Consider the following 18,419-nt stretch of genomic DNA (forward strand, 5'->3'; position numbering starts at 1 on the left):
CATCCCGGAAGATGAACAATGGCTATGAGCGCGACTGGCAGCGCTCGCTTTCAGACGCTCAGTGTTGCAGGTCGAGACTGGCGAGCTGCTGCCGGTTGAGCAGCACGATCTGGCGCTGGGTATTGCCGATGAAGCCGAGGACGCCGAGATCATGAAGGTGCGATATCGCCCGCGAGACGGTCTCCAGCGTCAAGCCGAGGTAATCGGCAATATCACGCCGGGACATCGGAAGTGCCATGACATGGACCCCGGAGAGCCGCTTGTCCATTTCGAGCAGGAAAGCGGCGACGCGCTCCAGCGACGTCTTCCGGCCGAGCAGGAGCATGTGATCCTCTGCGTGCTGCAAATTGCTCGTCGTCATGCTGAGCAAGTTGCGCGCGACCATCGCGTCGCTCTCCGCCACCAGTTCCAGGCTTTGCCGCTTGATCAGCCGGACGGTGGTGTCCACGATCGCCTCGGCGGTGAACCGATGCTCGTTGCCGTTCTCAAGTCCGAAAATGTCTCCGGCGAGGTGGAAAGCGCCGATCTGGCGGCGACCGTCCGACAGGAGCTTATAGCTTCGCACTGCACCAGACTTGACCTGGTAGACGTAATCTGCGGGTTCCTTTTCGCCGTAGATCTCCGTGCCCTTTTTATATGTAAATTCGTTTAAACTGACGATTGGATTTGACTCGCTCGTCATGCCGAGGTCTTTGAGCGAATTGGGGCGGGGAGACGCGTCTGTCGTGATGCGAACGAACATAGGCCCAACTCCTCAACTAATCGCTGAATTGGTCTGCCAGGCTGATATTTCGCCACGGAAATGTGCCGCCGATGTCGCACCCCGCTCGGGCCGATTTACGACTAACGCCGTATTCTGCACCATTGTCTCATGGTTCATTGTACCAAGGGACAGGTCGGTGGGATGGGTGCGCGGAATGAGAAGAGCGGGCTCCTGCGTCGGATCAAGCTTCGCGCCACAGACTCCGGCCTGCGAAACCTTCGGCATTAACGGAATGGCTAGAGCTCTAGCCCATCCAGGTGTTAGGTAAGCGGTTAAAGCAGATTGCAGGAAGCAGAGAGGGTCCATTGCCCGGCCTTGTTCACGTGGTCGACGACGATGCCTCGTTTCGAACAGCGATCGAGCGTCGGCTTAAACTTGCGGGCTACGACGTCGCGACCTATGCATCCTCGCAGGACCTGCTCGATCATCTGCCCCGCGATGAGCTGCCGAGCTGCATCCTCCTCGATGTGCAGATGCCGGGCCTGAGCGGACCGGATCTACAGAAACGTCTTAGTGAGCTTGGATCGACCGTCCCGATCGTGTTTCTCACCGGACACGCCGATACCGCGACGACTGTGCGGGCGATCAAGGCCGGCGCCGAGGATTTCTTGACCAAGCCGGTATCGTCGGGGCAACTGATTGAAGCGATCGAGCGGGCCTTGTCACAACAGGAGACCGCGCGCGGGCTGCGCAGCCGGCTCGATTCGCGTCGCGCTCATGTCGCGTCGCTGACGCCACGCGAGCGGCAGGTGTTTGACCTCATTGTGCGTGGGAAGATCAACAAGCAGATCGCGTATGAATTGGGAACGACCGAACGCACGGTCAAAGCACATCGACACCAGGTGATGGAGAAGATGCAGGTGAGCTCGCTCGCGGAACTGGTTTCAACGGCGCAGCTGCTTGGTATGCTGGATCCCGAGAGCGGCTCACACGGCTAGGCGATAACTAATTCGCAGGTTCCCCTGTGACTTGCACCAAAGGTCAATGGAAATCTCCCTGAGAGGGGTATTTCAACAAGCCGACGTGTTGGCTCCCCGGGAGACGAAGAACCGCGAGGCGCTTGACGCGTTCACGCAAGTCCATCGTGTTCTGCCAAGCTTTCCCTGTATGGAGTTGAGCCACTTGCAGCGCCGCAAGTCCATTTTCGTTGTCGATGATGACCCTTCCATGCGCAGGAGCATGAAGCGGCTGCTGCAGGAGCACGGCTTCGAGGCAAAGCTGTTCGAATCCGCCGAGGCGCTGGTAAATCATGACAACTTTCAGCAGGCATTCTGTATCATTCTGGATATCAATCTGGATGGAGAATCTGGAATTGATTTGCGACGCTGGCTTGCGGAACAGCAGGTCCAGGTTCCGATTGTCTTTGTCACCGGCAACGACACTCACGAAAGCCGCGCGGCGGCAATTGCATCGGGATGCATCGCCTATTTGACCAAGCCCTTTGCCGCGGCCTCGCTCATCGAGAGTGTGGAGAGAGCCTGGGGCAGCTAGGCTGGACAAGTCAGCTGCGCGCTATTCGTCGATCTGCTGGTCGAACGTTTGGGCCGGCGGCCCCTTGTGAGCAGATGCGAACTGAGCAAGTGGCAGGGAGGCGGTAACCGACAGCATGTTGGGGTCGACAACCTCCAGCGCGAGCGTCTTGCCCGTTTCCATCTCCCTTATCAGGCCGGGTTTTGCCACATCGGCGGCTATGCAGGCGTTGTTCAGGCACCATGTGTACGGTACGGCATAGGTGTTGCCTTTGTCGACCGTGAGCTTGACGGGCACCTGGACAAACATGCCGACCGGCACGAACATCTGGAGCCGTGCCGTGCGGTCGCCCTCACGTTCGATCAAGTCCAACCGAACCGCCGTCTGCCCCGTGTCGAACGTGCCGGTGATCGAGGTCCGGCACACGGTCTTGGCGCCGCCCGGCTTGAAGCATAGTTTTCGCCAGTCGCCGTATTTGATATCATTCGCCATGCGCTGCCCCCGCGGTGAAATCTCGGCGGAGGCCGGCATGGTGGTGGTGGCGACGAGCAGCAGAAGCGCGAACTGCGCGGTCGCGTGATTGCGTGTCATCCGGATGGATTGACGATGTGAGCGTGCCATTGTGTCGCCTCCGGAAATCGAGCGCGTCGTCTATTTGATCTCGTCGAGAAATCTGCTCACGAGTGGCGACCAGATCGGAATGGCATCCGGCGAGCCGACGAAGAAATGCCCCTCATCGCCGAACGGCGGAACCAGATGGTATTGCGCCTTGCCCCCGGCCGAGGTGAAGGCCTCATGCATCCGCTTCGACAACGCGGGGCCGAAGAACGTGTCATTTTCGATATAGATCCACAGCATCGGCACCCGGGAGGTGCGACCGAAATCCATCGTCGCCTCGACCAGTTTATCCGGGGCGCAATTATTGTTCGGCTTGCCGCCGACACGCCCACCGCGGCCAGCGGCAAAGGTGATGATCGCTCCGATCTGCGGCGGGTTCATGCTGGAAAGCGCGATGGATGCCCAGCCGCCCGCAGACTGACCGACAACGACGACATCCTTCGGTGTGATGCGTTTTTCGGCAGCCAGGAAATCGATGATCCAGAGGTCGACCTGTGCCACCGCGAGGCCGGCGTCATGGAAATTGGGATTGGAGCACTTGCCGACCTTGGAAAAGAACGGTCCATAGAGTCCGCGTTCGGGAATATCGATGGCTGAGGCGCCGTAACCGGTGCCGAGGGGAGCGACCACGAAGTGGCCGCGCCTTGCGAACCATTTCGCCGCGTCGCGGAACTCGACGAGTGGAAAGAAGCTGCGCTGTCTAGGGTCGAGCGATACGCCGTGGTTCATGATTGCGAGCGGGAACGGGCCATCGCCGACGGGTCGAACGACGTAGGCGAACATCGGCAACGGTAACGGCAATGCCCACACTTCCTCCTGGATGCGGCGCGACGCGGCCTCATTGTCGGCCCATGACGGTGCAATCAAGGAGGACGCAAGCAGCTGCACGACCACCAGTAGCGGCTGGATCCATGTCCGTGGCTGCATTTCGTCCTCCCTCAGCCAACAAAGGTGCAGGCTACGATAATCGGCCCGAGCACGGTCAGAACCACATTGCCGACGGCGTAAGGCACGGCAACGCCGAGCACCGGCGTCTGGCTCTCGGCGATCTCGCAAGCCCCGGTCACGGCTGCATCGACCGTCATGGCGCCGGCGAGGGCTCCACAGGTGATGACCGGGTTCATGCGCAGGACGTGATAGGCAAACAGCGTCGCGACGACCAGCGGCACCAGTGTGACCACGAGGCCCATGCCGACCAGCAACAGGCCGTGCGCCTGGATCGCGACCCAGGCGGCGTGACCGTTGGCCAGGCCGATCGCCGCGATGAATCCACCGAGGCCGAGATCGCTCAGCGTCTGCTGCGCGGCCGGCGGCATTGCGCCCATCGTCGGCCGGCGCGAGCGCAGCCAGCCACAGAGGAGACCCGCGATCAGTGCGCCGCCACCGCCGCCGAGCGTCAGCGCGATGCCGCCGACCTTGAAGCTGACGAGCCCGGCCAGCAGCCCGGCGGCAATACCCGCCGCAAGGAAGGCAATGTCAGTACGGTCGCCGGAGCGCACGATCTGCCCGACCTGCTTCGCCGCGCGCTCGATGTTGCGGGTGCTGCCGACCAGCGTCATGACGTCACCGACATAGACACGCGTGTCCGCGCTCAGCGGGGCTTCGCGCCCATGCCGCGTCAGGGCGCGCAAAAACACACCGCGTGCATCGCCGCCGATGCGATCGGCCACATCCCGGATGGATCGGCCGTGGAGGTTGCGGTTGTCCACCAGCACGTCAAGCACATTGCCGGGGATCGCCTTCAGGATCTCGTCGGCATCGATCTCGGTGCCGATGATCGGCTTGGCGGCGACAATGGCGGCAGTTCGACCGGCGATGACGATGTCGTCGCCAGCCTCGAGCACGGTGTCCAGACGCGGTTCGATATCGGCGCCCTGGCGCACGATCCGTTCGATCACCGTGCGGCTGCCGATGTCCTCCTCGATCGCCTTGACGGTTCGGCCGGCCGCAGCCGTGACGCGATAGGCGCGAGCCTGGAACTTGCGATAGGATAGGTTCTCGGTCTTCGGCGGCGCGCCACCTGAAAGCTCGACCTCCAGCTTTTTCGCCTCGTCCTTGAGATTGACCCCCATCAGTTTCGGCGCCGCGAAGGGGACGTAGAGCAGTGTCAGAATGTAGCCGAGCACATAGGTGACGGCATATCCCGCTGCGATATTCGCTTCCTGTTGCTCCAGCACGGTCTTCGGCAATCCGAGCTGCGCCAGCGCGCCCGAGGCCGTGCCGATCACGGAAGACTGCGTCAGCGCGCCAGCCGCAAGCCCGGATGCCGTGCCGGGATCGAGCTTGAGGGCGAACGCAAAGGCCAGCACGATCACGAGACCAGTCCCGCCGAGCACGAGCGCCATGGCAACTTGGGCCAGGGTGCGGACACTCAACGAGGCGAAAAACTCCGGTCCGGATTTGTAACCGATCGTGAATACGAAGAGACTGAACAGCACGATCCTCAGCAGCGCGGGGAACGTAAAGGTGCCGAGTTGTCCGATCAGGACGGACACGATCAGGATGCAGGCCGTGGTGCCGATCGCGAAGCCGTGGATCTTGAGGCGTCCAAGCATGGTGCCGATGGCAACCGCAAGCAGCAGGAAGATCTCCGGAGCGGTGGAAATGATCCACCTGACAGTGTCCATGATCGCAAATTCCCGGGCGCAACGATTGCCGTCGAATTCGCGCCCGGGAACCGGGCGACTGCTTGATTTAGATCAAGCCCAAGCCATCATCGCTGCGGCGTCTTTTGGCCGATGCAGGATCTGCGACATCCGAAGTCCGCGCCATGAGCACTGTGGATCTAGCTGCGAGCGCATCGTTGCGGCGCGATGAGACGCTTGAGGTCGCGCTGCTGCTCGCCTTCGCCGGCGGCTATCTCGACGCCTACACCTGGATGATCCACGGCGTCATGGCGAATGCCCAGACCGCCAATCTGGTCCTGCTCTGGGTCTATGGTTCGGTGGGCAATTGGGCCGCGGCGCTCCATTTCGTGCCGCCGATCCTGTCATTTGCGATCGGTGTCTTGGTTGCGGCATGGCTGCGCCACGCGACGGGAGATCGGGCCAGCGTCATCAGCACGCTGATCGAGATCGTGCTTCTGATCGCAATCGGAATCCTGCACAACCGGCTGCCCGATCTTGCGGGCACGCTGGGCATTTCCTTTGTCGCGGCGATGCCGACCGCAATTTTCACCAAGGTCGAAGGCGTGGTCTACAGTTCGGTGATGATCACCGGTAACATGCGCCAGGCGATTGAGGGTGCGTTTGCGGCGGTCGTCGGCGGAGGTCCGCCGGGACCGCTTCGCCGCTCGGGCATGTTTGCAGCGCTGTGCGTCATGTTCGGCGTGGGAGCGGCGGTCGGGGCCTTCGCGACAAAGTCCTTTCCGAACCTGGCGCTCGGCATGCCCGTGATCGCCTTGCTGATCGTGTTGCTGCGCTGCGAGGTGGATCGCAGCGAGGCCCGCGCATGAGCGCCCCGTCTGGGCTGCAGGGGAGCTGGTTGCGGTACTTTCCGCCGTCGAGCTGGCTTGCGACCTATCGCAGGTCGTGGTTGCCATCGGATGCTGTCGCCGGCGTCACGCTTGCCGCTTACGCAATTCCGGTATCGCTGGCCTACGCCGCGCTGGCCGGGCTGCCGCCGCAGGTTGGGATCTACGGCTACATGCTCGGCGGCTTCGGTTACGCCTTGTTGGGCTCGTCGCACCAGCTTGCGGTCGGCCCGACTTCGGCAATCTCGCTGATGATCGTGGGCACGGTAGGGCCGCTCGCCGCGGGCGATCCGGTGCGTTATGGGCAAATTGCAAGTCTTGCTGCCTTCGCGGTCGCGGTGTTGTGCCTCATCGCCTGGCTGTGCAAGCTCAGCGTCCTCGTCCGTCTGGTCAGCGACAGCATTCTCGTCGGCTTCAAGGCTGGCGCCGGGCTCACCATCATCATGAGCCAGCTGCCGAGCCTGTTCGGTGTTGCCGGTGGCGGCCATGACTTCTTCGAACGCGGCATTGAGCTCGCCGGGCAGCTCGGTGACGTGAATCCGCTGGTGCTCGCCGTCGGTCTGGTGGCATTCCTGCTTCTGCTGACCGGCGAGCGGCTGCTCCCCGGTAGGCCGGTCGGGATCGCGGTTGTGGCGCTGGCGATCGCGGTGGCAACCGCGCTCGGTCTGCCGGCTCTCGGCGTGCCCGTGACGGGAAGAATCCCCCAGGGCCTGCCGGTGCCTGGCTTGCCCACGTTCGGCCTGCTGGAGTTCGACGATCTCTTTCCGCTTGCCGCCGGATGTGTGCTGCTCGCCTACATAGAGGGTGTTTCGGCGGCTCGGAGCTTCGCCGCCAAGCATGGTGACAGCCTTGACGTCAGGCAGGAGTTCTTGGGCCTCGGTGCGGCCAATCTCGCTACGGCCTTAGGTCATGGCTATCCTGTGGCTGGCGGGTTGTCGCAATCCGCCGTCAATGACAGCGCGGGTGCCCGCACACCGTTGGCGCTGGTCATTTGCTCTGGGACGCTGGCGCTGTGTCTCTTGTTCTTCACAGGGCTACTGACCAATCTGCCCAAGGCGGTGCTGGCCGCCATCGTCTTTGCCGCCGTGTACCGGCTCGTCGACATCCGTACGTTGGCGCGGATGTGGCGCGTCAGCCGCATCGATTTCTACGCGGCGGTGATCGCATTGGTATCCGTCCTGCTGCTCGGCATCCTGCAAGGTGTCCTGCTGGCGTCGATCGCCTCCATCTTCCTGCTGCTGGCGCGCGCGTCACAGCCGAATGTGGCATTTCTCGGCAGGCTCCCGGGCAGCGGCCGGTATTCCGACAGCGCCAGGCACGAGGACGTGGAGCCGCTGGTTGGAATCATCGCGTTCCGCCCCGAAGCCTCGCTGCTCTATATTAATGCCGAGATGATCCTGGAGGTCGTTCTGAATGCGCTCCAGAGGTCGTCGGATGTCAGGCTCGTTGCCTGCGACCTCTCGGCGTCGCCCTACATCGATCTGGCCGGCGCGCATATGCTCCGGAATCTCCACGACGAACTTGCGTCACGCCATGTCGCGTTCTGCATCGCCGGCGCGCATGCGCAATTGCGCGATTTGCTGCGCGCCGAGGGGCTCGCCGAGAGGACCGACAGCGGGCAATGGTTGCGTTCGCTCGACAACGTGCTCGGCGACAACCAGGCCAGATAGCGCCCGGGACATTTGCCGATCTCCGGCGCGACTTTCGTTCAGTCGCGCGTCCGTGTTGCATCGCGAAGCGTGCACGCTGCTCGCAGGCCGACTGATTTCATGCGCGACCGTTGACTTGGATCAATGGAGCTCTCCCGCGCGATACCCACGATCCGCCATCACCTTCGCCTCAAGAGCCAAGGATGGGGAGAGACATGCCCAAGGACGCCAAGCCTGCGCAGCAGCGCATCGATCAGTTCTTCTCCGGGCCCGGCGGACGGGCGGACAATTGGCGCGATCTGGTCGACGCGGCCAAAGCATGGTCCCGCGGCGGAGACCGTGCGAAGTATGACGCTGCGCTGGCCGATCTCTTCGTGACGGAGGAATTTCACGGCTATCCTGGCCTGCAGCTCATGGCAGCCTTGCGGGAGGCAGCCACGACTGGCGATGCGGCAACTTCGCTGGCGCTCGCCACGCGGTTGACGCAGGCCCTGACGACGAGATCCTTCCGTCAGCATGCGGGCGACTGGAATACGAATGACGAAGGCAACGGCGAGACGCCCGATCTGGTGCCGCAGATGTTCGGTCCGCACGCGGCGCGCCGTCCCTATTTCGAGACGCTGATCGTCACCGGCCTCACGTCCGGCAGTTGGCCCGCACTCGCCAACGAATGGCGCAAGCTTCGGCGTCCGGTTGATCAGTTTGTCTACGAGCCGGTTATCGTCGGCAGCCTCGAGGACGCCTTCTGCGCCACGATCCTGAACCCGAACCTCGCAGCCGTCGTCATCAACGAAGGCTTCGCGCTACGCTCACGTCACGACGCGCCCGTGCTCCGCCCCCTGACTTCGTCGGCGGGATTGAAGGACGAGTCCGACGCTTCGGCGCTGCGGCTCGCCCATATCATCAAGCACGTCCGCCCCGAGCTTGACCTCTATCTGATGTCCAATCGCAACGTGGAGGAGATGGCCGGAAATCCCGAGGCCGATGTCGTCCGCCGGATCTTCTATTCGGTCGAGGAACTGCTTGAGCTGCATCTCTCGATCCTTGAAGGCGTGCAGGATCGCTACGACACGCCGTTCTTCGACAATCTGAAGAAATATGCGCAGCGTCCGATCGGAACGTTCCATGCGCTGCCGATCGCGCGCGGCAAATCGGTCTTCAAGTCGGACTGGATCCGCGACATGGGCGAGTTCTACGGCCTGAACCTGTTCCTGGCCGAAAGTAGCGCAACCACCGGCGGCCTGGACAGCCTGTTGGAGCCGACCGGCAACATCAAGAAGGCGCAGGACAAGGCCGCGCGCGCGCTTGGCGCCGATCGCGTATTCTTCGTGACCAATGGCACCTCGACGTCGAACAAGATGGCGGTGCAGGCGCTGATCGGGCCGGGCGATATCGCCATCGTCGATCGCAATTGCCACAAATCGCATCACTACGGGATGGTGCTGGCCGGCGCGCAGCCGCTCTATGTCGAAGCCTTCCCTATGACGGAATATTCGATGTACGGCGCCGTGCCGCTGAAGACCATCAAGCAGGCTTTGTTGAGCGCTAGGGCCGACGGCCGGCTCGACCGCGTCAAGCTGCTGGATCTGACCAACTGCACTTTCGACGGCCACATCTACAATACCCGCCGGGTGATGGAGGAGTGCCTTGCCATCAAGCCCGACCTGATCTTCCTGTGGGACGAGGCCTGGTTCGGCTTCGCGCGCTTCTCGCCGTTCCTGCGACGGCGCACCGCGATGGGCGCCGCTAGCGAGATCGAAGCCTGGATGCGCGATCCGAGATCGGTCGCGGCCTACGAGACGCAGCAGGCCGAGCTCGGCAAGAGTCCTTCGGACCAGGTGCTGCTCAAGACCCGGCTGATCCCCGATCCACGTCAGATTCGCCTTCGCGTGTACCAGACCAATTCGACCCACAAGTCGATGTCGGCGATCCGGCAGGGCTCGATGCTGGCGGTCAAGGACGTCGAATTCCACACGGTCGAGCAGCAGTTCAAGGAAGCCGTGTTCACGCACGCCTCCACCAGTCCGAACCAGCAGCTGATCGCGAGCCTGGATGTCTCGCGGCGCCAGATGGAGCTGGAGGGTTACGGTCTCGTGGCCAATGCGATCGAGATCGCGCTGGCCATCCGACAGGCAGTCAACACCAATCCGCTGATCTCGAAATATTTCCGTATCCTCGGTGCCGACGCCATGGTGCCGGCGCAATATCGCCAAAGCGGGTTCACCGATTATCTGGCGGCCGGCACGAACTGGGCGAGTGCCCTTAAGAGCCTGGACGACGACGAGTTTTGCCTCGATCCAACCCGCATGACGCTGGTGTGCGGCACAGCCGGCTTCGACGGCACGCAGTTCAAGGGCATCCTCGCGAACGACTACAACATCCAGGTCAACAAGACCTCGCGCAATTCGGTGCTGCTCCAGTCCAACATCAACAACACGCGCAGCGACGTGGCACATCTCGTCAGGGTGCTGGCGGAGATCGCCGGCGAGGTCGACCGTGGCCTGACCCAGGGCGGAGCCAATGCGAAGAGGGCCTTCGAGGCGCGGGTCAAGAGCTTGATGACCGACGTGCCCGACTTGCCGAACTTCTCGCACTTCCACCAGAGCTTCCGCGGCGACGCCGGCGCCAAGACCAACGAAGGCGATATCCGCAGCGGCTTCTACGCGGCCTATGACGCGGCTGGTTGCGAATTCATTCGCCTCGCCGACCCCGAGATCGACCGGCGCCTGAAGGCCGGTCCCGACCTCGTCTCGGCCAGTTTCGTGATCCCGTATCCGCCGGGCTTCCCGATCATGGTGCCGGGACAGGTCATCACCCAGGAAACCATCGACTTCATGCGGAAGCTCGATGTGAAGGAGATCCATGGCTACGACGCCAAGGAAGGCCTGAAGCTCGTGCGGGCCGAGGCCTTGGCGAAGATCGGCAGGCCCAAACCCGGCGCGCAGCCGAAGCTGAAGGCCGCCTCATAACAGGGGACAGAACATTTAGGTGGCGAGAACGGCCACCATGATCGATCCCCAGGTCGTGAGCAGGATGTTCGCGATGGGATAGGCGGGGGTGTAGCCCAGCACCGGCACAGGGCTTCCCGAGCGCTCCTGGAGGGCCGCCATTGCCGCCGTTACCGTCTACGCCCCGGTCGGAAGTTCCTGGCCGCCCCGGCTCAACGAGCGCAGATAGAGGCCGTGTGTCCAGTCCTGCTGCGAGGCCTCTTGCAGGTTCATGCCCGCGAGCTTGGCGTTGATCAGGAACACGTCAGCGGAGATCAAGGGAATGTCGAGCAGTTCCCTGTCTTCGACCTCCTCGGCGCGGGAGCCGATCAGCTCCACGATGATCTGGCGCGGCGCCGATATCGTGATGATGTCGCCGGGCGCGAGGATGGTGCCGGGCTCCGCTTGGAGTACGCGTTCTCCACGGCGGATCCGATGGATGAACAGGCGATGCTCCGGGCGAGCCTCGGCGGCCGCAACTGTCGATCCGATGAGGGGAGAGTGCTCGTCGAGGCGATAGGCGCGCAGCTCGAACTTTCGCCACGCGGATGCCAGACCGGGCTTGGCGCGGCTCATCCCCAGCGACCGCTCGAGCTTGAGCGCCTCGTCCCGCAGGTCGATCTTCAGGAGTGCCGGTGCGACCACCGTGCACCACATGATCACGCCTGCATAGCCAAAGATGTAGCAGACCGCATCGGCTACCGCGATGTGCGAGATATAGAGGGCGCGCTGCGCCTCGGGCACGGCGAGGCCGTTGACCGCGTCGGTCGCCGTCCCCATCGCCGCGCTTTGGCTGAGCGACCCCGACATCAGCCCTGCCGCAAAGCCGGGATCGAGCCCGAGTATCCTGCCCACGGCGATTGCGGCCGCAAGGCCGGTGAGGCACACGACGACGGCGAGCAGCACCGGCTTCAGCCCGTCGCGCTTCATCGCCTGCACGAATTGCGGACCGACGGAATAGCCGACGCCGAACAGAAACAGCAGAAACAGGAAGGATTTGGTCATGCTGGAAACAGGCACATGCGCGAAGTCGCCGACCACGAGGCCAGCGAACAACGCGCCTGTGACCGGGCCCAGACTGAAGGCGCCGATCTTGAAGCTTCCGATCCAGTAGCCCGCGGCGATCACCAGGAACAGCGCGAGCTCCGGATAGCGGATGAGAAACTGTTCCAGCCAAGTCAGCATCTCGGGCCGCCGATTTCTACGTCATCAGGATTTCTACGTCATCAGCATGACGAGCACCATGCCCCAGATCGTCAGCAGCGTGTTTCCGACCGCGTAGGTGACGGTATAGCCAAGACCCGGAATCTGGCTCTTGGCGCGATCGTTGACCATACCGAGCGAGGCAGTCGTGGTCCGCGCACCGGAACAGCATCCAAGCACGATGGCGTCATGGAAGCGGAACACGTATTTGCCGACATACATTGCGAGGATCAGCGGCGCGGTCGTCGCCACGACGCCCCACAGGAACAGGCCGAAGCCGAGCGCCTTCAGGCCGGCAACGAAGCCCGGTCCCGATGAGATACCAACTATGGCAATGAAAACGTTCAGGCCGACGGAGTTCATGAACCAGACAGTCGGCGAGGGAATCCGGCCGAAGGTCGGCCGCACCGACCGCAGCCAGCCGAAGAACAGGCCCGAGATCAGCGCTCCGCCGGAGGTGGATAGCGTCAGCGGCACGCTACCGATCTTGTAAACGATCGCGCCGACCAACGCGCCGATGGCAATAGCAGCGCCGATGAAGGCAACGTCGGCCATATCGGTTGCCCGATCCGGCCGGCCAAGCATCTTTGTCGCGGCTGCGACATCGGGCGTGCGTCCAACAATGGTGACGATGTCGCCCCGATTCAGCTTGGTGTTGGGAAGGATGGGGATCTCGACCGCGATCGCGCCCCTCGTGATCTTGCGCAGGAACACGCCGCGCGCCGCCGGGGCCTTCGCCAGCTGCTCGAGCGTCTTGCTGTCGACGTCCTTGCTGGTCACGTAGACATCGACGCCTTCGATCGGCATCGCGAGCAGCTCGCGATCGTCGACTTCCTCCGCCTGTTCGCCGATGAGCTGGACCAGCACGTCGCGCCGGCCTGCCACCGCCACGACGTCGCCGGCGTGAATCACGGCATCGGAGGTGGCATCGACGATCTTCCCCTCCTGTCGCAGCCGCAGGATGAACACCCGTTGATCCGGGATCAGCGCTTCGGCCTCCTGCACCGTCTTCCCCACCGCCGGCCCGCGCTCGCGAACGCGAAATGCACGGACGTCGAACTGGTGCCACGCGGTGCCTGGGCCGCCCAACTGCTTCTTGCCGCCGTACTCCTCCTCATATCTTTTGCACGCCGCCTCGAGATCGATGCCGAGCAGGGCCGGGCCAAGCAGAGCGAGAACGATCGCGGATCCGACGGTGCCGAAGATATAGGTGACGGCGTAGGCGACGGGCATCCCGTCGAGGATTTTCTTCGTCTCTTCCGGCGACAGCCCGAGCCGGTTGATGGCGTCGGTGGCGAGACCCATGGACGCCGAAATCGTCTGGGAGCCGGCATAAAGTCCCGCGGCCGAACCGACATCGTAACCGGCAATCTTCGCCGCGACATACGGGGCGAGAAGGCAGAACACGCACACGACGGCGGCGAAGATCGCCTGAGGAACGCCGTCCTGCGCGATGCCGCGCACGAATTGCGGCCCGACTCCGTAGCCGATGGCAAACAGGAACATCAGGAAGAAGAACGGCTTGAGCGGGCCTGTAATCGTGATCCCGATCTGGCCGATGATAACAGCGGCAATCAGCGTCGCGGTGACGGCCCCCAGTCCCAGGCCCTTGTAGGTGAAGGAGCCGAAATAGTAGCCCAAGGCCAAGGACAGGAAGATCGCGATTTCCGGATAGCTTTTGAGCGTATGAAAGAACCAGTCAATCATGATGTCACCCATTCATGCCGTCGGCTCGCGCGGCCGCTTCGCTTCGGCGCGGATCGAAGAGCCGACGACGAGAGCTGAAGCCGTATCGATCTGGATGAAGCGAGCCGCCCGAACGGGTCATGTTGATCTATGTCAAGCGCGCTGGGCCTCGTGGCACCTGCGATACCGCCAGCGAAATCATCCTGCTGCGTTGCGACGTGGCGGCGATCCGGAGCGCTCTCGTTGCCCGGACGTTGAGGTAGATCAATGGAGGTCACCCGACGCCGATCATCCTGAGCGCGAACTCGCAGGTGAGGGGAGCCTGGTCCACCTCGTTTCAACAGCTCGCACAGCTCGGGAGCGTCACATGGCCGACATCATGACCCTGAAGAAATTCGAGGCGCTGAGCCCGTTCGAGATCAAGGACGAGCTGATCAATCTCGCCAAGGCGACATCGAAACGGACTCAGGCCGCGTTCCTGAACGCCGGCCGCGGCAATCCGAACTGGGTGGCCACCACACCGCGCGAAGGTTTTTTCCTGCTGGGCCAGTTCGCGATCACCGAAAGCAAGCGGGTCATGGAGCACCCGGCCGGGATTGGCGGCATGCCGCAGGCGAAGGGCATTGCGGCACGCTACGAGGCCTGGCTCGCCAAGCATTCCGACATGCCAGGCGCGAGCTTCCTGTCGGACATGCTGCCCTTTGCCGTCAAGAAATTCGGCTTCGAGCCGGACGCCTTCGTCCACGAACTCGTCGATTCCATCATCGGCGACAACTATCCGGTGCCGGACCGCATGCTGGTGCACAACGAAAAGATCGTGCACGAATATCTGATGTGGGCGGTTTGCGGTGAGCCGCGGCCGGCCGGCAAGTTCGACATCTATGCGGTCGAGGGCGGCACGGCGGCGATGTGCTACCTCTTCAAGTCGCTGAAGGCCAACCGCCTGCTGCTTCCCGGCGACACCATCGCGCTGGGAACGCCGATCTTCACCCCTTACATCGAGATGACGCATCTGGAGGATTACGACCTCAAGGTCGTCCAGATCAGGGCGCCGCAGGAAAACAAATTCCAGTTCACCGACGATGAGATCAAGAAGCTGGAGGACCCGAAGATCAAGGCCTTCTTCATTGTCAATCCCGCCAATCCCTCCGGGATGGGGGTCAGCCCGGAGACCATCGCCAAGCTCGGCAACCTGGTCAGGACCAAGCGACCCGACCTGATGCTGCTCACTGATGACGTCTACGGGACCTTCGTCCATGGCTTCCGCTCCCTGCTGGGCGAGCTCCCGCTCAACACCATCGGTGTCTATTCCTATTCGAAATATTTCGGCTGCACCGGGTGGCGTCTCGGCGCCATCGCCATTCATGAGGACAACATCTTCGACAAGATGATCGCGAAGCTGCCCGACGACGCCGTGAAGGCGCTCGACAAACGCTACGGGCCGCTGACGCTGGAGCCGCGCAAGCTGAAATTCATCGATCGCATCGTTGCCGACAGTCGCGACGTCGCGCTCAATCACACGGCCGGCCTGTCGCTGCCGCAGCAGGTGATGATGAGCCTGTTCTCTCTCGCGGAGATGATGGACGCGAAGAAGGCCTATCAGGCCGCCTGCATGGAGATCGTCAACAAGCGCCTGTGGGCGCTGCTCGACGGCCTCGGGCTTGCCGACAAGCTGTCGCCCAATCCGAACTACGACGCCTATTACGGCCTGATCGATTTCGAGTTCTGGGCGCGGAAGAACATCGGAGACGAAGCCGTCGACTATCTGAAGAAGCACATCCACCCGCTCGATCTCGCGTTCCGCTTGGCGGAAGCCCACGGGATCGTGCTCTTGAACGGCGGCGGCTTCGATGCCCCCGAATGGTCGCTGCGTGTGTCGCTGGCAAACCTTCCGGACGATGTCTACGACGATATCGGACGGGGTGTTCGTAGCATTGCGCGTGGCTATCGGGACGCCTACGAGGCGGCCAAGGCCGGCTCGAAGTAACGGCGAACCAATGGGGGTGCCGGTCGATCCGGATCACTCCGATATCAAGCCAAAGGGGAACGAAAGTCATGAGATACACTGCCATCGCCGCCGTCTTGATTGCTGCGTCCGCCGCCGTTGCCGGCTTCAGCACGCCGTCGCGTGCCGAGACCGGACAGGTGGCAGTCGTGTTCACCAAGGGCGGCTTCATCGTCGGCGTCGGCGGTGGCGAAGGTGTTCTGCTCCTTCGGGGTAAGAAATATCCCTTTACCGTATCCGGCATGAGCGTCGGCTTCACGATCGGTGCCTCGACCACCAAGCTGGTTGGCCGCGCCCTCAATTTGAGGGGACCGGCATCCATCGAGGGCTCCTACGCGGTGGGCGGAGCGGGCGGCGCCATTGCGGCGGGTGCGGGAGCCGTTCAACTGCAGAATGCCAACGGCGTGATCCTGCAGCTCAGCGGTCCGAAGGTCGGCGCCGAAGTGTCGGCTGCCGTGGGTGGTGTGACCATACGTTTGAAATAGACGCGAAGCGATCGGGCCGCCTCAGCGCGGCGTGATGCGCGCGGTCGAGGGGCGGCGTCCCTCCTGATCGAGCCAGGGAGTCGCCGGACATATTGCCATTGGGTGCCGTCCGCGATTTCGCGAGGCATCGTCGAAGGGCGGATCACGGCACCCTAATATCGAGGGAGGACTAGCCATGCTTCGTTATCTTCTCGCAGCTGTTGCGGCTTTCGTTCTTCTCACCGCTACTCTCATCCCCGATGATGCCTACGCCCGTCGTGGCGGCGGTGGTGGCGGTTATCGCGGCGGTGGAGGAGGCATGCGGGCCGGGGGCTTTCACGGTGGCGGCTATCGTGGCGGCGCGGTTCACGCCGGACGGATCCACGGCGGTGGCGGGCGCGGCTATCGCGTCGGAGGCCCACGACCGAGCCATCCGATCGCCGGTCGTCCGGGCCGTCCAGGTTACCCCGTTGCCGGTCGGCCAGGCCGCCCGGTCGCCGGTTATCCCCGCTACGGCTACCGCGGCGCAGCCTACGGTGCCGCCGCCGGGGCCGCCGCAATCGGAGCCTATGGATACTACAACAACAACTACAACAATGGCTGTTATCAGGACACCTACGGCAATTGGGTCTGTCCGCAGTATCCTAACCAGTATCGATACTGAGAACGCGCTGCTGACGGTCGGGACGGTGGTCCGTCAGCGGTGAGGGTTCCGGCGTCGAGCGATCATCGCGCGGCCCGATCCTCGTCAATATCGTTCAGCGACGAAATTCATCCCGCGCAAGCTTGCCTGGTCATTGTAGCGGCCCTTGTCCGAGCGCCTCGGCAATTTGACCTTGTCCTTCTTGATGCGCTTGCAGGGAATTGACTTCAGCACATGTGCGATACAATTCAGCCTTGCGCGGCGTTTGTCGTCGGAGCGGATGATGTACCATGGCGCGTGCTTGGTGCTCGTCTTCCTGAGCATCAGGTCGCGGGCCCGCGAATAGTCGTACCAGCGCCGATAGGATTCCAGATCCATCGGGCTCAACTTCCATTGCCGCACCGGATCGTCGATGCGGGCCCTGAAACGGCGCTCCTGCTCGTCCATCCCCACTTCCAGCCAGATCTTGATCAGGATGATGCCGCCGTCGATGACGTATTTCTCCATCTGCGGACAGAGCGAGAGAAAGCGCTCGTGCTCGGCGGGCGTACAGAACCCCATCACATACTCGACGCCGGCGCGGTTGTACCAGCTCCGGTCGAAGATCACGATCTCGCCGCCGGCGGGAAACTGCTGCATGTAGCGCTGGAAGAAGAGCTGCGTCTTCTCTCGGTCGGATGGCGCCGGCAATGCAACCACGCGGAACACGCGCGGGCTGACTTTTTCGGTGATGGCCTTGATCGTACCGCCCTTGCCGGCGGCGTCGCGGCCTTCGAACAGGATGATGACCCGTAGCTTGTTCGCTCGGACATAGTCCTGGAGATGACACAGCTCGACCTGGAGCTTCTCCAATTCCTTCTCGTAGTCCTTGCGCTTCATCCGCTCGGCAGGCTTGTCCTTGGCCATGCTCGCCCTTTCGCCGTCAGGTCTCAGCTGGCGGTCCCGCGCTCAATCACCCCAGGAAATCGTGATGCCGATGTCCCCCGGCACGCCGCCGGGAAAATCGATGATCTGGTAGGCGATGCGATAGCCGCGTGGCTTCAGATGGTCGGTCCAGAGTTGGAAGATTTCCTTCGGGATGCCGGTCAACGTGCTTTCCCAGCCCTTCTCCATCTGATTGATGGCGCGGCCCTTGTCGGTGCATAGCGTGTTGGGGAAGCGATAGACCTGAACCTCGGTCAAGCCATTTCGCACCGCACGCTGGATGATGGTCGAGGCGAGCTTGACCTTCTCCTCTTCGGTCTTGCCAGAAGGCTTGCTGAGGCGTTCAATCAGGGCCCGTTTCTCGGCTTCGGCGGCGGCGGCAAGCCGCGCATATTCGTCCGCCTTCTCGGCCTCCTTGAGGGCTGCTTCCTTGCGGATCTGCGTGGCACTGGGGATGAGGTCATCGATGCCGGGCATGGCGGGCGGCTCCTGTTGGGCTGTTGCGCGTCGGCTTTCAGGCGAGGCTAGGTAGGGC

General features: G+C 62.8%; 17 protein-coding genes. 8 read left to right on the forward strand and 9 right to left on the reverse strand.

The window, feature by feature from the left end; all coding sequences use genetic code 11:
• Positions 1 to 58: 58 nt before the first annotated feature.
• The gene (locus ACE10W_RS14220; RefSeq protein WP_304552281.1) at positions 59 to 742 is read right to left on the reverse strand and encodes a helix-turn-helix domain-containing protein; all 684 of its coding nucleotides are present in this window, start codon (positions 740 to 742) and stop codon (positions 59 to 61) included.
• A 326-nt stretch (positions 743 to 1,068) separates the two neighbouring features.
• Here ACE10W_RS14220 and ACE10W_RS14225 point away from each other — a divergent pair, with 326 nt between their 5' ends.
• Together ACE10W_RS14225 and ACE10W_RS14230 are read left to right on the forward strand one after the other, a co-directional pair.
• Positions 1,069 to 1,701: a response regulator transcription factor gene (locus ACE10W_RS14225; protein WP_162185827.1), complete on the forward strand. Its 633-nt coding sequence runs from the start codon at positions 1,069 to 1,071 to the stop codon at positions 1,699 to 1,701.
• Positions 1,702 to 1,747: 46 nt separating this feature from the next.
• Positions 1,748 to 2,254 carry a response regulator transcription factor gene (locus ACE10W_RS14230; protein WP_011086252.1) on the forward strand — a complete coding sequence of 169 codons (507 nt, stop codon included), beginning with the start codon at positions 1,748 to 1,750 and terminating at the stop codon, positions 2,252 to 2,254.
• A gap of 21 nt (positions 2,255 to 2,275) precedes the next feature.
• On the opposite strand, the gene ACE10W_RS14235 is transcribed toward ACE10W_RS14230, so the two are convergent.
• The 3 genes from ACE10W_RS14235 to ACE10W_RS14245 are packed head-to-tail and all read right to left on the reverse strand — an operon-like array spanning position 2,276 to position 5,478.
• A complete protein-coding gene (locus ACE10W_RS14235; protein WP_028171962.1) occupies positions 2,276 to 2,854 on the reverse strand; it encodes an invasion associated locus B family protein in 579 nt (192 codons plus the stop codon).
• A gap of 30 nt (positions 2,855 to 2,884) precedes the next feature.
• On the reverse strand, positions 2,885 to 3,778 hold the full coding sequence (locus ACE10W_RS14240; protein ID WP_304552282.1) for a S9 family peptidase: 894 nt from the start codon (positions 3,776 to 3,778) through the stop codon (positions 2,885 to 2,887).
• An 11-nt stretch (positions 3,779 to 3,789) separates the two neighbouring features.
• Positions 3,790 to 5,478 (reverse strand): aspartate:alanine exchanger family transporter, encoded by a 1,689-nt coding sequence (locus ACE10W_RS14245; RefSeq protein ID WP_011086255.1) that lies wholly within the window; start codon positions 5,476 to 5,478, stop codon positions 3,790 to 3,792.
• Positions 5,479 to 5,621: 143 nt separating this feature from the next.
• On the opposite strand from ACE10W_RS14245, the gene ACE10W_RS14250 reads away from it, so the two are divergent.
• The 3 genes from ACE10W_RS14250 (at position 5,622) to ACE10W_RS14260 (ending at position 10,941) form a co-directional block, all read left to right on the forward strand.
• On the forward strand, positions 5,622 to 6,305 hold the full coding sequence (locus tag ACE10W_RS14250) for a YoaK family protein (RefSeq protein WP_304552283.1): 684 nt from the start codon (positions 5,622 to 5,624) through the stop codon (positions 6,303 to 6,305).
• Complete coding sequence (locus ACE10W_RS14255) at positions 6,302 to 7,993, forward strand: SulP family inorganic anion transporter (protein ID WP_271613313.1); 1,692 nt, start codon at positions 6,302 to 6,304, stop codon at positions 7,991 to 7,993. The genes ACE10W_RS14250 and ACE10W_RS14255 overlap by 4 nt, the downstream gene beginning before the upstream one ends.
• Before the next feature lie 194 nt (positions 7,994 to 8,187).
• Complete coding sequence (locus ACE10W_RS14260) at positions 8,188 to 10,941, forward strand: decarboxylase (RefSeq protein WP_038965961.1); 2,754 nt, start codon at positions 8,188 to 8,190, stop codon at positions 10,939 to 10,941.
• A gap of 15 nt (positions 10,942 to 10,956) precedes the next feature.
• Here ACE10W_RS14260 and ACE10W_RS14265 read toward each other — a convergent pair whose 3' ends face one another.
• The 3 genes from ACE10W_RS14265 to aspT are packed head-to-tail and all read right to left on the reverse strand — an operon-like array spanning position 10,957 to position 13,869.
• On the reverse strand, positions 10,957 to 11,082 hold the full coding sequence (locus ACE10W_RS14265) for a hypothetical protein (protein WP_257784510.1): 126 nt from the start codon (positions 11,080 to 11,082) through the stop codon (positions 10,957 to 10,959).
• A 15-nt stretch (positions 11,083 to 11,097) separates the two neighbouring features.
• Positions 11,098 to 12,144, reverse strand: coding sequence for a TrkA C-terminal domain-containing protein (locus ACE10W_RS14270; protein WP_304552286.1), 1,047 nt, complete (start codon positions 12,142 to 12,144; stop codon positions 11,098 to 11,100).
• Between the two features lie 33 nt (positions 12,145 to 12,177).
• The gene (aspT, locus tag ACE10W_RS14275) at positions 12,178 to 13,869 is read right to left on the reverse strand and encodes an aspartate-alanine antiporter (RefSeq protein ID WP_038965960.1); all 1,692 of its coding nucleotides are present in this window, start codon (positions 13,867 to 13,869) and stop codon (positions 12,178 to 12,180) included.
• A gap of 346 nt (positions 13,870 to 14,215) precedes the next feature.
• On the opposite strand from aspT, the gene aspD reads away from it, so the two are divergent.
• The 3 genes from aspD to ACE10W_RS14290 all read left to right on the forward strand — a co-directional run bounded on the left by aspD (position 14,216) and on the right by ACE10W_RS14290 (position 16,981).
• Complete coding sequence (gene aspD / locus ACE10W_RS14280; RefSeq protein ID WP_304552288.1) at positions 14,216 to 15,835, forward strand: aspartate 4-decarboxylase; 1,620 nt, start codon at positions 14,216 to 14,218, stop codon at positions 15,833 to 15,835.
• A gap of 68 nt (positions 15,836 to 15,903) precedes the next feature.
• Entirely contained in the window at positions 15,904 to 16,338 is a 435-nt protein-coding gene (locus ACE10W_RS14285; protein WP_011086262.1) for a hypothetical protein, read from the forward strand.
• A gap of 175 nt (positions 16,339 to 16,513) precedes the next feature.
• On the forward strand, positions 16,514 to 16,981 hold the full coding sequence (locus ACE10W_RS14290; protein WP_011086263.1) for a hypothetical protein: 468 nt from the start codon (positions 16,514 to 16,516) through the stop codon (positions 16,979 to 16,981).
• An 84-nt stretch (positions 16,982 to 17,065) separates the two neighbouring features.
• Here ACE10W_RS14290 and ppk2 read toward each other — a convergent pair whose 3' ends face one another.
• Both ppk2 and ACE10W_RS14300 read right to left on the reverse strand, forming a co-directional pair.
• On the reverse strand, positions 17,066 to 17,866 hold the full coding sequence (ppk2, locus tag ACE10W_RS14295; RefSeq protein WP_011086264.1) for a polyphosphate kinase 2: 801 nt from the start codon (positions 17,864 to 17,866) through the stop codon (positions 17,066 to 17,068).
• Between the two features lie 42 nt (positions 17,867 to 17,908).
• Positions 17,909 to 18,361 (reverse strand): hypothetical protein, encoded by a 453-nt coding sequence (locus ACE10W_RS14300; RefSeq protein ID WP_011086265.1) that lies wholly within the window; start codon positions 18,359 to 18,361, stop codon positions 17,909 to 17,911.
• Positions 18,362 to 18,419 lie beyond the last annotated feature (58 nt).

Source organism: Bradyrhizobium sp. B025, assembly GCF_042257955.1.
GTDB classification, from domain to species: Bacteria; Pseudomonadota; Alphaproteobacteria; order Rhizobiales; family Xanthobacteraceae; genus Bradyrhizobium; species Bradyrhizobium diazoefficiens.